Source organism: Bacteroidales bacterium, from assembly GCA_016707785.1.
Lineage (GTDB): Bacteria > Bacteroidota > Bacteroidia > Bacteroidales > UBA4417 > UBA4417.
Map to the genome: position 1 here is coordinate 24,563 of JADJGZ010000060.1, position 14,638 is coordinate 39,200.

General features: G+C 41.9%; 11 protein-coding genes. 8 read left to right on the top strand and 3 right to left on the bottom strand.

Annotated features, from left to right (window positions below):
- The first annotated feature begins 6 nt into the window (after positions 1-6).
- Complete coding sequence (locus tag IPH84_19895; protein MBK7175423.1) at positions 7-654, top strand: phosphoribosylanthranilate isomerase; 648 nt, start codon at positions 7-9, stop codon at positions 652-654.
- 144 nt (positions 655-798) lie between these two features.
- Here IPH84_19895 and IPH84_19900 read toward each other — a convergent pair whose 3' ends face one another.
- Positions 799-1,512: an SH3-like domain-containing protein gene (locus tag IPH84_19900; protein MBK7175424.1), complete on the bottom strand. Its 714-nt coding sequence runs from the start codon at positions 1,510-1,512 to the stop codon at positions 799-801.
- A 147-nt stretch (positions 1,513-1,659) separates the two neighbouring features.
- Between IPH84_19900 and IPH84_19905 the strand changes: the two genes are divergently transcribed.
- Together IPH84_19905 and IPH84_19910 are read left to right on the top strand one after the other, a co-directional pair.
- On the top strand, positions 1,660-3,330 hold the full coding sequence (locus IPH84_19905; GenBank protein ID MBK7175425.1) for a putative transporter: 1,671 nt from the start codon (positions 1,660-1,662) through the stop codon (positions 3,328-3,330).
- Between the two features lie 119 nt (positions 3,331-3,449).
- Positions 3,450-3,950: a TIGR00645 family protein gene (locus tag IPH84_19910; GenBank protein MBK7175426.1), complete on the top strand. Its 501-nt coding sequence runs from the start codon at positions 3,450-3,452 to the stop codon at positions 3,948-3,950.
- A gap of 634 nt (positions 3,951-4,584) precedes the next feature.
- On the opposite strand, the gene IPH84_19915 is transcribed toward IPH84_19910, so the two are convergent.
- Positions 4,585-5,709, bottom strand: coding sequence for a PD40 domain-containing protein (locus tag IPH84_19915; protein ID MBK7175427.1), 1,125 nt, complete (start codon positions 5,707-5,709; stop codon positions 4,585-4,587).
- A 208-nt stretch (positions 5,710-5,917) separates the two neighbouring features.
- On the opposite strand from IPH84_19915, the gene IPH84_19920 reads away from it, so the two are divergent.
- Together IPH84_19920 and IPH84_19925 are read left to right on the top strand one after the other, a co-directional pair.
- Positions 5,918-6,667 carry a hypothetical protein gene (locus IPH84_19920; GenBank protein MBK7175428.1) on the top strand — a complete coding sequence of 250 codons (750 nt, stop codon included), beginning with the start codon at positions 5,918-5,920 and terminating at the stop codon, positions 6,665-6,667.
- Positions 6,668-7,071: 404 nt separating this feature from the next.
- Entirely contained in the window at positions 7,072-7,308 is a 237-nt protein-coding gene (locus IPH84_19925; GenBank protein ID MBK7175429.1) for a hypothetical protein, read from the top strand.
- Between the two features lie 262 nt (positions 7,309-7,570).
- Here IPH84_19925 and IPH84_19930 read toward each other — a convergent pair whose 3' ends face one another.
- On the bottom strand, positions 7,571-8,431 hold the full coding sequence (locus tag IPH84_19930; protein MBK7175430.1) for a metallophosphoesterase: 861 nt from the start codon (positions 8,429-8,431) through the stop codon (positions 7,571-7,573).
- A 444-nt stretch (positions 8,432-8,875) separates the two neighbouring features.
- On the opposite strand from IPH84_19930, the gene pdxA reads away from it, so the two are divergent.
- The 3 genes from pdxA to IPH84_19945 all read left to right on the top strand — a co-directional run bounded on the left by pdxA (position 8,876) and on the right by IPH84_19945 (position 14,607).
- Complete coding sequence (gene pdxA, locus IPH84_19935) at positions 8,876-9,949, top strand: 4-hydroxythreonine-4-phosphate dehydrogenase PdxA (protein MBK7175431.1); 1,074 nt, start codon at positions 8,876-8,878, stop codon at positions 9,947-9,949.
- 31 nt (positions 9,950-9,980) lie between these two features.
- The gene (locus IPH84_19940; protein MBK7175432.1) at positions 9,981-12,467 is read left to right on the top strand and encodes a bifunctional UDP-N-acetylmuramoyl-tripeptide:D-alanyl-D-alanine ligase/alanine racemase; all 2,487 of its coding nucleotides are present in this window, start codon (positions 9,981-9,983) and stop codon (positions 12,465-12,467) included.
- A gap of 289 nt (positions 12,468-12,756) precedes the next feature.
- Entirely contained in the window at positions 12,757-14,607 is a 1,851-nt protein-coding gene (locus IPH84_19945) for a hypothetical protein (protein MBK7175433.1), read from the top strand.
- Positions 14,608-14,638: the final 31 nt, after the last annotated feature.

Below are 14,638 nucleotides of genomic sequence, written 5' to 3' on the forward strand. Positions count from 1 at the left end.
AAGAACATGACTAGGATTAAAATATGTTGCATTGGTTCCGTCTCAGAAGCCAGGATGGCCATCGCTCTGGGCGCAAATGCCCTTGGGCTTGTCGGTAAAATGCCCAGCGGACCAGGAGTGATCCCCGATGAAACTATTGCTGGCATTGCCAGGGTTATTCCGCCCGGACTCTCCTCCTTTCTTCTCACAAGTGAAACAAATGCAGAAGCTGTGATTGCTCATCATCGCAGGACCCATACAAATACTATTCAGTTGGTTGACACCCTCTCTTTTGGGGAATACCCGTTGCTGAAAGAGGAAATGCCAGCAATCAGGATTGTGCAGGTAATTCATGTGTTGAATGAGCAATCTGTTGAAGATGCACTACTTATGACTCAGCATGTGGATGCCCTTCTGCTGGATAGCGGCAATCCATTCCTGGCAATTAAGGAATTGGGAGGAACAGGAAGGGTGCATAACTGGTTATTAAGCAGGGAAATCGTAAAACAATCGCCTATCCCTGTATTTCTTGCAGGAGGGCTGAATGCTGATAATGTCAGAGAAGCCATTGACATTGTTCAACCTTTTGGGGTAGATGTGTGCAGTGGTGTCAGAACCAATGGAATGCTGGATGAATTAAAACTTGAAGCTTTTATTAAAGCAGCCGGCTTGTGAAGAAGGAGTAATAGGATGATCTCAGGCTAAACTCCTGATCGAATTATATACATAAAAGACATATCAAAAAAATCAGGCTGTTTCAAAAGCATCATTTACTTTTGAAACAGCCTATTCATGCTGATAGTTTAAGAAACTACCGGTTTACTTTTTGGCAACCTTTGCTTTCTCCATGATGACAGCATAGGAATATCCGGCACCAAAATCTTTATTGAGGGTAATGGGTCCTTCAACCACAACAAAATCACCCACACTGGCTTCATCAGGTGTAGTAACGGTAAGGTCGTACTCACCACCAAAACTGGTTCCATCCTGGATATGCAGCCAGTTACTGCCCATAATCTGTGTATTCACCTTCACAACCTGTCCGCTAACCTTAATGGTTTTGCCGGAGAAAGAATTTCTCTTTTCAAGGAGTTGTGCAATGGTAGTTCCACCCTCTACAGGTTCAATTTTAACAGTTACCTGTTCGGGAGCTGCTTTCTGAGAACCGGGGGAAACGGCTGGCTTTCCATTGGACATTGCTATGGGTTGATCGCTGAATGTCTGTACAAAGAAGATCTTTTCAAAAGTTCTTTTCAATTCCTTGGATGTGAAGTTATCCATCTGCATATCTTGCACATAATAGTAAGTCCCGCCCTTTTTGACTTCCTGTTTGGTAATAGCAATCCATAATTCCTGATCATTCTCAGTGCCCCTCAGGTAAGTGTAGTTGCCTGTTTGGAGGACTTCCTCCACCTCTATCTTATGGGTTCCGGGGGCAAGCGCCACTTCATCACCCTTATTTTTAGATTTACATGATACCATGACCATAAGGATTCCTATGACCAGGAGAGTAATCGTTGTATTTAATTTCATATGATTTATTGATTTATATTGGACGACAAAGATATTTATAAATCTCAATGTATGTATAGATACAATAAGAAGTTAAGAAATGGGATTATAAAGAGCCATATTTCCTGCAAAAAGGTAAGTTTGTTGAGATCTTAAGAATTCAGTAGTATGGAATGGTTGAATGACTTGCTTTGGAAGGAATCTGTTGCCCAAACCATTATCCTTTACAGTTTTGTAATTGCAATAGGAGTCGCCCTGGGAAAAGTAAAATTTTACAATATCTCCCTCGGGATCACTTTTGTGTTGTTTGCAGGGATTGCTGCCGGACATTTTGGGTTTTCCGTGAATCATGAAATTCTTGATTTTGCAAAGGATTTTGGGTTAATCCTTTTTGTTTTTTCGATAGGCTTACAGGTCGGGCCCGGGTTTTTCTCTTCCTTCCGCAAAGGGGGATTCACGCTGAATATACTGGCAATGGCAGTTATATTCCTTGGTGTAGCCGTTACCATTGTGTTGCATTATCTCACAGGAATCTCCATGCCAATGATGGTAGGCATACTTTCCGGTGCTGTTACCAATACGCCGGGCCTGGGTGCCGCTCAGCAAGCGCTTAAGGATGTTTCATCCACCGGGATTGCAGGAGAATTCCCGAATATCGGCCTGGGATATGCGGTTGCTTATCCTTTTGGTGTTGTTGGAATCATACTTACCATGCTGATAATCCGGAAGGTTTCACATGCTGATGTGGCAGCTGAAATAGAGCAGTATAACAAGGATCAGTTTCCGGAAGAATCGGCACCGGAGAAGGTAAGCATTGTGGTTACCAATGAAATGATTTCCGGTAAAAAAGTTGCAGAGCTTAAACCTTTACTAGCCAACGACACCGTAGTTTCACGAATTTTCAGGGAAGGTGAAGTACAATCCGCACAATCCGAATCCACCTTACTACTGAATGACATCATACTGATGGTCGCAAAAAAAGGTGATATCCCAACACTTATAAAGCTTTTTGGAAAAAAAAGTGAGTTGGACCTTTCCAGTCAGCCTGGCAGACTCATGTCAAAGCAGGTCCTGGCAACCAACCCTTCCATTTCCGGCCGATCACTTGAATCCCTCAAACTGAGGACCCGCTTTGGGATCAATATTACCAGGATTTACAGGTCAGGCATTGAGTTGGTAGCCTCTCCCCGATTGAAGCTTCAGTTGGGCGATAAACTGACTATCGTAGGTGAAGAAAGCTCTATTGAAAGTGCGGCCCGGGTACTTGGGAATTCTTTGAAACGATTAAATGAGCCTAATCTTTTCCCGATATTTATTGGAATCCTGCTTGGAGTATTGATCGGGAGCATCCCTTTTGCAGTCCCGGGAATTCCTACACCCATAAAGCTTGGACTTGCAGGCGGACCTTTAATTGTAGCTATATTCCTTAGCAAATTCGGATATAAACTCTCCCTCACCTCCTACACCACACCCAGTGCCAACCTGATGCTAAGAGAAGTAGGGATCGTACTTTTTCTTGCCAGTGTCGGGATAAAAGCCGGGGAGAAATTCATCCCGACCTTACTTTCAGGCGATGGATTCATCTGGATGGGTTATGGAGCCGTCATCACCCTGCTCCCTATTCTAATCGTTGGACTGATTGCCAAAATGATCTTGAAAAAAGATTTCTTTGAAGTCTGCGGACTTGTTTCAGGCAGTATGACTGATCCTCCGGCCCTTGCTTTTGCCAATTCCATTACACAATCGGAAACCCCGGCAGTTGCCTATGCCACTGTTTATCCGCTTGTGATGTTCCTTAGAATCATATCTGCACAGCTCCTGGTTATGGCCTTTTCATAGAGAGTCTGATTTAAACAAATCCATTGAGGTTTGTGTTATGCTTTCAGACCTAAGCATTATTTAAACATTTGAATTTATATTTAATCAAGTACTTCATCCACTGATCGAAGCAAAATACTATGAAAGCATTTGAAAAGAGCATTGAAAAATTCATTCTTTACAGCCGATGGCTGCAAGCACCTATATATCTTGGGCTCATTATTGCATCAGTAGCCTATTCAATTCATTTCATTATTGAACTGATTGGAGTAATTGCTGCATTTGATACCTATAACCAAACTACCTTCATGATGGCTATTTTGGGTTTGATAGACATATCAATGGTGATAAATCTTTTGTTTGTAGTCATTATCGGAGGATACTGGACCTTTGTGAGCAAAATTGAACTCTCGAAAGATGAAGATGAGCTGGACTACCTGGGTAAAATGACTGCAAGTGGTCTTAAAATTAAGCTTATCGTATCATTGGTCAGTATTTCCGGGGTGCATTTGCTCGAGACTTTCATCAACATCAAGAACTTTACCACTGAACAAGTCATTTTAAAAATCTCCATCCATCTTGTGTTCATCGTTTCGGCATTACTGCTGGCCTGGACGGATAAAATTCAGAAGGCGCATTAATTCCAAAAATGTTGTGAATTGCTTTTAGATTGCACTTTTGATTGACTAAGCAAATGTCTCATTGTTGAATGTCGGATGTCGGATGTCGGATGTCGGATGTCGGATGTCGGATGTCGGATGTGGAATGTTGAATGTCGAAGGCTTCTTCTGTAAATTGATCAAACTCAAATTTTTTCTAACCAAATCGCCTTGTCTACCCTTCGACTAAACTCAGTGTGACATCAAAAACTCATTCTTCCTCTCTCCCATTCTCTCCCTCTCCCATTCTCTTCCTCTCCCATTTCCTTTCTCCCCATCCCCCATCTCCTATCTCCCTTCTCTCAATTTTCAAATTGACTAATTCCCTCATCTCCAAGCCAAAGGCTTCCCTTCGGGAAATTGTCAAATTGTCGAATCGTCGAATCGTCGAGCCATAGGCTTCCCTTCGGGAAATTGATCAATACTCAAATTTTTTCTAACCAAATCGCCTTGTCTACCCTTCGACTAAGCTCAGTGTGACATCAAAATCTCATTCTTCCCCTCTCCCATTCACCCCCTCTCCCATTCACCCCATTTCCTTTTCTCCACATCTCCTATTCTCCTAATCTCCTAATCTCCTAATTTTCAAATTTTCAAATTTTCAAATTGTAATCCCCTACTCCACCCAATCAGCAATAAACAGGTTTGTATACCTGGTTCCACCATTATTCCTGTTCGAAGAAAAAATCAGCTTTTTCCCATCGTAGGAGAACATAGGGAATGCATCAAATACAGGATCAAAAGTGATTTGCTCTAAACCACTTCCATCAAGGTTTACCATGAACAGGTTGAAATTGAATCCATGACTACCGGCATGATTGGAACTAAACAGGATTTTCTTTCCGGATGGATGGAAGAAAGGAGCCCAGTTAGCCTTTCCTAAATGCGTAATTTGCGTCAATTCAGATCCATCCACCTTACAGGTGTATATTTCCATATTTGTTGGAGCAACCAGCCCTTCTGATAGCAGCTGCTTGTATTCGCTGATCTCTTCAGTAGTTTTAGGCCGGGATGAACGGAAAACAAGCTTCTTCCCATCGGGTGAAAAGAAAGCGCCACCATCATACCCCAATTCAAAAGTAACCTGCTTTACATTGCTTCCATCAATATTACATACATACAATTCAAGGTCCCCGGAACGATCGGAAGTGAAAACAATTTTATCACCCTGTGCCGAAACAGTTGCTTCTGCATCATATCCCGGGGCTGATACCAGGGTATCAATCAATTCTCCTTTTAAATTGGCTACATAGATATCAAAGTCGTTATACAGAGGCCAAAGATATTTCCCATCGGCTCTGCGCTGGGGTTCCGGCGGACAAGCATCACCTCCTGAGCGGGTTGAAGCATATAAAATAGACTGGTCACCCGGCATGAAGTAGGAACAGGTTGTTCTACCAACTCCATTGCTGATAAGCTGAGGAATATGGTCCTTCATATGTCCTTCGCTGAAAGGAAAACAATAAATCTGATCACAAAAGGCCTTCCATTCAGGATTTTTTGCCTGGAAAGTGATCTTTGTATCATCGAAACTGAAATATGCTTCGGCATAATCACCTCCTTGTGTGAGTTGCCGGATATTTTTTAAATGTTTTTCACTGGCATAGTGAACCGTAGTATCAGCCTTTAAAGTTGCAGCACCGTGTGGATGGCCGTGACTGAAAGATGTTAAGGGGGAAAAAGAAACAAGTGTAAGAGAGCAGATCAGATTGAAAAGAGCAGAGAAGCGAAGTCGATTCATTGAAGTTTGAAGTATTAAAGAAGAATGAGATTTAATTGATTATTAACTTTTATACCATAAATGAACAAAAAACGACTATAAAAAGTTTACAAAGCAATCAATTCTCCAACTCCGGGATTTTTTTTGACCATTGAGCTCTTCCAAATAATGGTCATGATAAATTAAAACCACTGGAGTTAAGCACCTAATAAACATTACTTTTCGGGTTATGAGTTGCACTACTATTGAAGAAGTTATCGCAGAATTAGATAAGATTATAAAACAGTCGGTATTTGATAATGACACCTATGGGATTTTTGCATATATCTATCGCAGAACCACCGCTGAAATAAGAGATAATATTGTAAAAGGGGTGTTCAATGACAACCGTCGGATGGAGGAATTTGATGTAGTTTTTGCAAACTTCTACCTGGAAGCTTATCAGAATTTCAGGATGAACAGGTTATGCAGTAAATGCTGGAATATTGCCTTCTCAGCCAGGCATGATCAGCTTAGTATTGTCCAGCATATTATGCTGGGAATGAATGCACATATAAACCTGGACCTTGGGGTTACAGCGGGCATGGTGATGAATGGGCAGGACCTGGAAGATATCAAAGAAGATTTCATGAAAGTGAATGATATCCTTGCATCTATTGTTGATGAATTACAACACAATTTGGGTAAAGTGTCGCGTGCTATGTTTCTGCTTGACTGGTTCGGGAAACGGCACGATGAAAATATTATCAATTTCAGTATGGCTGAAGCCAGGAAACAATCGTGGAGAACTGCCCAGGCAATAGCCCTCACGGAAGGAACAATGAGGATCAATGCTATCAGGGAGGTGGATGAATTAACATCGATCCTGGCCCATCAAATCCGGGTTCCGTCGTCCCGGTTTTTGAGATTCCTGTTACGTCTTGTTCGCAGATTTGAAGTAAAGGATACCCGGCTTGTCCTTCAAGGTATTCAATCCTGAAGTAACAACTCAGTTTCATTCTATTCCGAAGCGGAATAGGTTTGCGATCCACCAACCGGAGGAGAAATACAACACTCGGTATAACTCATTCTAATCAGCTTTGCATTTGCAAACCTGCCAAGAATGAGTATAAATAAATACCCTCAATTCCTGTGGGTTACTCTCTGTAATTCAATTCCCGGATTCAAGGATATGCTTGAAGGAGAGCATTATAAGAGCTATCCTTTCAGGCGATTTTACCCCTTTTGATTGCTATTAAACCTATCTGGTTGATGAATCGGGAAAATAAAAAAGTTACTATTTTACTATGAGGCAATAAATGAATAAATGTTTCTGAATTACTGCTCGTATTCTACCATTTCTCCAGGGAACTCTTTTCAATTTAACTCATTTATTCCAACTCTATGAAAAAGGCCATTATCCTTTGCACATTATTCCTGGCAGCCATCATTAGCTTAATCCCCGCAGAATTATCTATTCAAATTTCCTCAAAGGTATTTACCGGACAACCATTTGGTATGGAATCCACCATTGGCCATGGAGTCGCCATTTTATTGATTTTATCAGCCGGCTATTCAATTGCCAAAAACTTCATGTTAAATAAAGACGAACAGGAAAGTCACGACGGAATGAACAATTAATCCATTGCCTGAAATCCATCTCTTACTTTCTCAGGCCATTTCTTCCGTATTCAGGAAAAAATTTACTCTATACTCAATCGCAACGAATTTGCCCCAAAGGGGAGCCTTTGGTTCAAAGCAAGATTCTTGCAGATAGAGTTATGCCGGGGCGCACAAGTATCCTCCGCCAGCCGGCGGATCGCAAAATGATTCATCAACGGTATAATTGCTTATTGACGCCGCACAGACGCGGAATATCCTGATTGTGACTGAACTAATTAAATCAGATCAAAATCCTCTCTGCCCATTGCGGATTATGCAATTCAAAAATCACCAGGCTTAATTCCGGTCCATCATGTGAGGCACTGAAGGCGTTTGTCCTTCCAAACAGCTGTTGCCATTTTCCAGTGATACGGGCAGATTCATGCACATGACCATGCAGTGTGATAAATGGTTGCCTTTCTTCAATAAAACGCTGGATAGCAATACTTCCGACATGAACATCCAGGGGAACATGATCCACAGACTTTCCATCCAGGTCAGCCCTGTCAAGATCGCATTGATAGGGAGGGGAATGAAAGAGTAAAACGCTGTATGTCAGATCGTCGCCTTCAACTAATGCAGATAAGTCTTTTGCTATGGTATCCCATTCAGGGTCACCATCGGCGGGTCCGGTTCTGAGTCCTTCAATGGGTGAAAGACATCCCGGATCGACATACCTGGATACGTCATATTTCTCCCAATCTTTAAGTCGGAAAGGTGTAGGCGGGACATAAGCATATCCATAGAACCTGTATTTCCCAATCACCTTGCATTTCATATTCAGATCAGTCCATAAACCCTCTTTCTCACCTTCAGCAATTGGACCCCATTGATCTTTACGGTCGTCATTGCCAGGGATGAGGTAAATATCGGGGTAAGCACAATCCATTTGCTGCTTGAGTTTCCTGAACTTTGGAAGCAGGAAATCTTTACCAAAATCGGTCATTTGCTGAAAACCTTCTCTTCCAACGATACTTTTATGAGGGAGGAGATCTCCCCCCAGGAAAACAAAGTCTGGCTTTTCAAGCCTGATTTTGCGGGTAAGGGTTTCAAACCTGCTCATACTGCCATGAAGGTCGCTGACAAAGAAGCATTTATTCATGGTTTGTTTCTTGAGAACACTTATCCATTTTAAGAATCAGCAGAGTTAGTTCAAATTGCAAATTGAGGTGTTAAAAAGATCTGACAGGGATACCAAATTTAATAATTTAAATATGTTATTTACACCTGGCCGACTGAGTAAATATTCATTCAAATTTTAAACACGCCCTCAGTCAGGCGGTCTCTGCCCCAATGGGAGTCTTTGAATCATTTTACTTTTTTCATTTTGCTATTTTCATTTTGCATTTTTCATTTTGCATTTTCATTTTGCTTTTTTACTTTTTCATTTTGCTCTTTCTTACAATTTTTTGCATTTTACTTTTTGCATTTTGCATTTTTCATTTTACATTTTGCATCTTGCTATTTGACTTAATTAATCTTTTCCAACGCCCTTTTCCTTCCATTCCGCCAAAACAGTATCTTTGCTAAACTAAAAATATTCAGGATGATCAGGACACCCGAAAATGAGAACAGGATAGTAGTGGGCATAAGCCATGGTGATATCAATAGCATAAGTTATGAAGTGATTATTAAAAGTTGTCTTGACCAACGCATACTGGAACTTTTCACACCTGTCGTTTACGGGCTCTCCAAGGTTGCATCCTACCACAGAAAACTACTGAATATCCCTGATTTCAGCTTCAATGTGATCCATCGTGCCGACCAGGCAAATATCAAGCGTCCTAACCTGCTGAATATGCATGATAAGGATGTGAAAATCGATTTGGGAGAATCGACTCCAATTGCCGGTGAGTTGGCCTTATTGTCGCTGAATATGGCCATAGAAGACCTGAAAAAAGGGGCGATTGATGTCCTGGTAACAGCTCCCGTGAATAAAAACAATATTCAATCTGTCTCAAACGAACCATTTACCGGACACACAGGATACCTGGCACAGAAAATGGGAGCAAATGAGCCTTTGATGCTGATGGTATCCAATAACCTCAGAATAGGACTGGTAACCGGACATATTCCACTTTCTGAAGTAACACAGGCGATAAGCACTGAACTTATCCTGAAGAAAATTGCCCTGATGGAAGCCTCCCTGATAAAGGATTTTGCCATTCGCAAACCCAGGATCGCTATACTTGGGTTAAACCCGCATGCTGGTGACCAGGGGCTACTTGGTACCCAGGAGCAGGACATCCTTCAACCGGCCATCAATAAAGCAATAAACAGCGGATCACTGGTGTTTGGACCATATCCGGCTGATGGGTTCTTTGCTGCTCATCAATATAAAGAATTTGATGGAGTACTGGCAATGTATCACGACCAGGGACTCATTCCTTTTAAGACGCTTGCTTTTGAAAATGGAGTAAACTATACGGCAGGCCTGCCATTCATCAGGACTTCCCCTGACCATGGTACGGCTTATGACATTGCGGGTAAGGATAAAGCATCAGCAGATTCAATGCGGGCAGCTATTTACCTTGCATGTGACATTTTCAACAACCGGCTGATGTGGGATGAAATTACTAAGAACCCCCTGGCAATAGGGAAAATGGAAAAGGAGAATTAAACTTCTTTTCTTTCACTATCAAATTTTTATAATGGATATAGGACATCCAATTACTGAAGTACTCAGCAGTGTTAAAGGCAGTTTTATCCAGCGCGCCAGTGATGGGTCTGTGATTACTGAGCTCCTGACGGATAGCCGTCGGCTGGTATCGCCCGAAGGATGCCTTTTCTTTGCCCTGACCAGTAAAAGGAATGATGGGCATCGGTTCATTGAAGACCTTTATAATAAGGGTGTTAGAAATTTTGTAGTCGAACGGGAGCCGGAAAATCTTCTTTTGCTGTATGAAGCCAACATCATCCTGGTAAAGGATTCACTGAAAGCATTGCAGTTATTAGCTACTTATCACCGTAAAAAGTTCAATTGCGAAGTAATTGGTATTACCGGCAGTAACGGAAAGACGATCGTTAAGGAGTGGCTTTATCAACTGATGTATGAAGATAAAAGCATTGTCAGAAGTCCTAAAAGTTTTAATTCCCAGATCGGTGTACCATTGTCGGTCTGGCAGATGAATGATAGCCATGAGTTAGCTATTTTCGAAGCCGGAATCTCGGAACCTGATGAGATGGATAGCCTCCAGCCAATCATTTCACCTACCATTGGGATATTCACAAACCTTGGTCATGCACATGATGAGAATTTCATTAACCGTAATCAGAAAGCAGGCGAGAAACTCAAACTGTTTACCAAGGTAGAAATGCTCATCTATAGCCTGGATCAGAAAGAGATTCAGGAAGGCATCCTGAAATCAGGTATTTTAAAAAATATCAGGACTTTCACCTGGAGCAGGAACGAAAAAGCCGACCTCTCTATTAAGTCGGTTGCTCATTCTACTCATTCCACCACAATTTCTGCACTTTATCACTCCAGGTTCCTGGAAATCACCATACCATTCATTGATGAAGCTTCTGTGGAAAATGCAATCCATTGCTGGGCTACTCTCCTGTTACTTGAATACGAACAGGAGGTTATTGCCCGCAGGATGAGGCTCTTGCAGACTGTTGCAATGCGGCTTGAAATGAAGGAAGGCATTAATAATTGCACCATCATCAATGATAGTTATAATAGTGACATTGATTCACTTGCCATCGCCCTTGATTTCCTTAATCAACAGAAACAGCACAGGAAAAAGACAGTAATTCTTTCAGATATCCTTCAGAGTGGCCGCAGCGATAATTACCTGTACCAGGAAATCGCCCAGCTGCTGGACATGAAGAATATTGACCGGATCATCGGCATTGGGAAGGCCATTGGGAAACAAACTTCTCATTTCAACATGGAGAAATTGTTCTTCCCTTCAACCGCTGATTTTATCGCAAAGTTTCCGCTTTCATCCTTCCAGAGTGAATCAATTCTTCTGAAGGGAGCTCGTATTTTTGAGTTTGAACAGATCAGTGAACTGCTGCAGCAGAAAACACATGAAACAGTCCTGGAAATCAATCTCAATGCCCTGGTTCATAACCTCAATTATTATAAATCACAATTACAGCCCGGGGTTAAATTAATGGCAATGGTGAAAGCCTTTTCCTATGGAAGCGGGAGTTCAGAAATTGCCAACCTTCTTCAATTCCATCATGTTGATTACCTGACTGTTGCATATGCTGACGAAGGAGTAGAACTCAGGAAAGCCGGAATCAATCTGCCCATCATGGTCATGAACCCCGACCAGGAGAGTTTTGATTCCATGATTAAACATGGACTTGAACCAGAAATTTATAGCTTCCGTACACTTCGGTTATTGGAAGAATCACTTACCCGAATCTCAGCCGGGCATTCTTCGATTGGTATCCACCTCAAGATTGATACAGGCATGCGCCGACTTGGGTTTGACCCTGCAGAAGTTGATGCTTTACTCCTTCATCTGAAGGAAAATCCAATGATAAAGGTCATTTCTGTATTCTCTCATCTTGCTGCCAGCGACAATCCGGAACTGGATGATTTCACCTTTCAACAATTAGCTATTTTCAGGGAAGCCAGTGAAAAAATCAGCCAATCGATTGACTATCCTATTCTTCGTCATATTGGCAATACAGCAGCTATCAGCCGTCTGATTGATGCTCAGTTCGATATGGTTCGACTTGGAATTGGGCTTTACGGTATTTCACCCATACCTGAAGATCAACATTATCTGCATACCGTTAGTACACTCAAATCGAGTATCTCCCAGATCAAATATGTATCAGCAAATGAATCAGTAGGATATAACAGGGCCTGGACTGCAGATAAGGATACCACAATTGGGATTATCCCAATAGGTTATGCAGATGGACTCAGCAGGCGTTTAAGCAATGGACAGGGCCACCTGATGGTAAAAGGAGAGGTGGTTCCAATTATCGGTAATGTCTGTATGGACATGTGTTTCATTGATATCACCGGAATCAATGCCCGGGAAGGGGATGAAGTGATTGTCTTTGGCAAGGAAATGCCCATCCAACGCCTTGCGGATGAAATGGGTACCATCCCTTATGAGATCCTTACCGGCATTTCCCGGCGAGTGAAACGTGTTTATTTTGAGGAGTGAGAAGAAGTGAGCTAAAGTGAGCTAAAGTGAGCTAAAGTGATCTAGAGTGAGCTTAAGTGAACTAGAGTGAGCTAGAGTGTGTTAAGGTTAGAGTGTGTTAATAGTTAAGTCAATATGATAAGTTTTTTTATTTTCTTGGTTATTTTTTAAGTTTTCATTTTGATTTTTTCCCCGAAGGGGAGCCTTCGGCTCATTTTGCATTTTTCATTTTGCATTTTTCGTTTTGCATTTTTCATTATAATTTTAATTGCCATTTGAGCTAAAAAACTCCAATCCCGAACAACGAACAATGACAACAAAACAACTCCTCAAGTCTCCCTCCCTGATCACCGGCTTGATCCTTTGTTGTGGAATTGTTTTCTTCCGATTTGTTTATCCGCCTGTTGCGATACTCTCATGGGATGTTTTCGGCTACTACCTTTATTTACCTGCACAATTCATATACCATGACCTGAAGATAAATGATCTTTCATGGGTGAATATGATCATGGAGAAATACCAGCCTACCGAAACTTTGTACCAGCTTTATAAAGTACAGGAAGTGAACTGGGTGATCAAAGAAAGTATCGGACTGGCGGTACTCAATGCCCCGGCTTTTTTCCTTGCCCATCTGTATGCAATGGTATCAGGCTTTGCAACGGATGGATTTTCACTTCCTTATCAATATGGATTTGCCATTAGCGGATTGGTGTATGCCTGTTTAGGGGTGTTTATGTTCCGAAAAGTATTGCTGGAATTTTTCAACGAAATCACCAGCAGCATTCTATTAATACTAATCGTGCTCGGCACGAATCATTTCCAGCTCACCGCATTTGATGGAATGCTTTCACATAACTATACATTTACCTTGTATGCCTTTATCCTTTGGTTTACTATCCGTTGGCACCAGGAACCAAAAATGTGGTATGCGGCAGGATTAGGACTCAGTATAGGATTGGCAATTCTCTGCCGGCCATCTGAATTGGTTTGCATCATAATTCCATTATTTTGGAAGATATACGATCTTGAAAGTCTTAGAAATAAATGGAATCAAGTGATTCTCCACTGGAAACACTTACTGATATTGATCTTCATGGTATTCATTGGGGGATTGCCTCAACTGGCCTATTGGAAATATCTTACAGGTGACTGGATTTATTACACCTATCAAAACCCTGGTGAAGGGCTTGACCTGCTTGCTCCTTATACCTGGAAATTTCTCTTTTCATTTCGGAAAGGATGGTTTATCTATACCCCTATCATGATTTTTGCAATTATCGGGATGATCGGGCTCAATAAACGTCAAAAAGCTGCCTTCTTTCCTGTATTGATCTATTTCCTTATTAACCTTTGGGTCGTCTCCAGCTGGACTGCCTGGTGGTACGGAGGAGGAAGCTATAGCCAGCGGGCAATGTTACCAGCCTATGTTTTATTGGCCTTGCCCCTGGGGTACTTCATGCAATGGCTGTGGAAGCAGAAGGCATTCATCCGATGGACCGGGGTCGGCATGATCAGTTTATTACTCCTGTTGAATTTATTCCAGACCTGGCAATGGGCACATGGGATTATTGACAGGACACGCATGACAAAAGCATATTACTTCGCTACTTTCGGCAAAACCCAGGCAACTCCCGAAGACCGAAAACTCTTAATGATCGACAAACTGGCTCCTGAAATCATACCGGATGATAAGTCGGGCCTCCGCTATAAAAAGTTGTTTTCCGATGATTTCGAAAACGCTCAGCAACAAGGCCTGACAATGAGTGACACTGCTTTTTCTGGTAAATATTCCCTGCGGATGACAACAGCATCACCGTTCGCCGGAGGATTTACCATACCCTACCAGGAAATAACGCAGCAGGATTATGCCTGGATCAGGGTTAGTATCAGGGTGTTTCCGATACAACCGCTGGAAGAGCCCTCCGCTTCCCTTGTGGCCAGTTTTGAACACCAGGGAGGAGTGTATAAATACCAGGCCGAATCCATTGGCAAAACAGAATATAAAGTATTAACCGGCCAATGGAACCTGGTTAGCTTTGATTATCTCACTCCCGATATACGCTCTAAAGAGGATCTGCTAAAAGTCTATTTCTGGCTCCAGGGCAAAAATCCAATGCTTATTGATGATTTCACTGTTGAAGCATGGGAACCCATTGAATAATTTGAAAATTTGAAAATTTGACAATTCGACA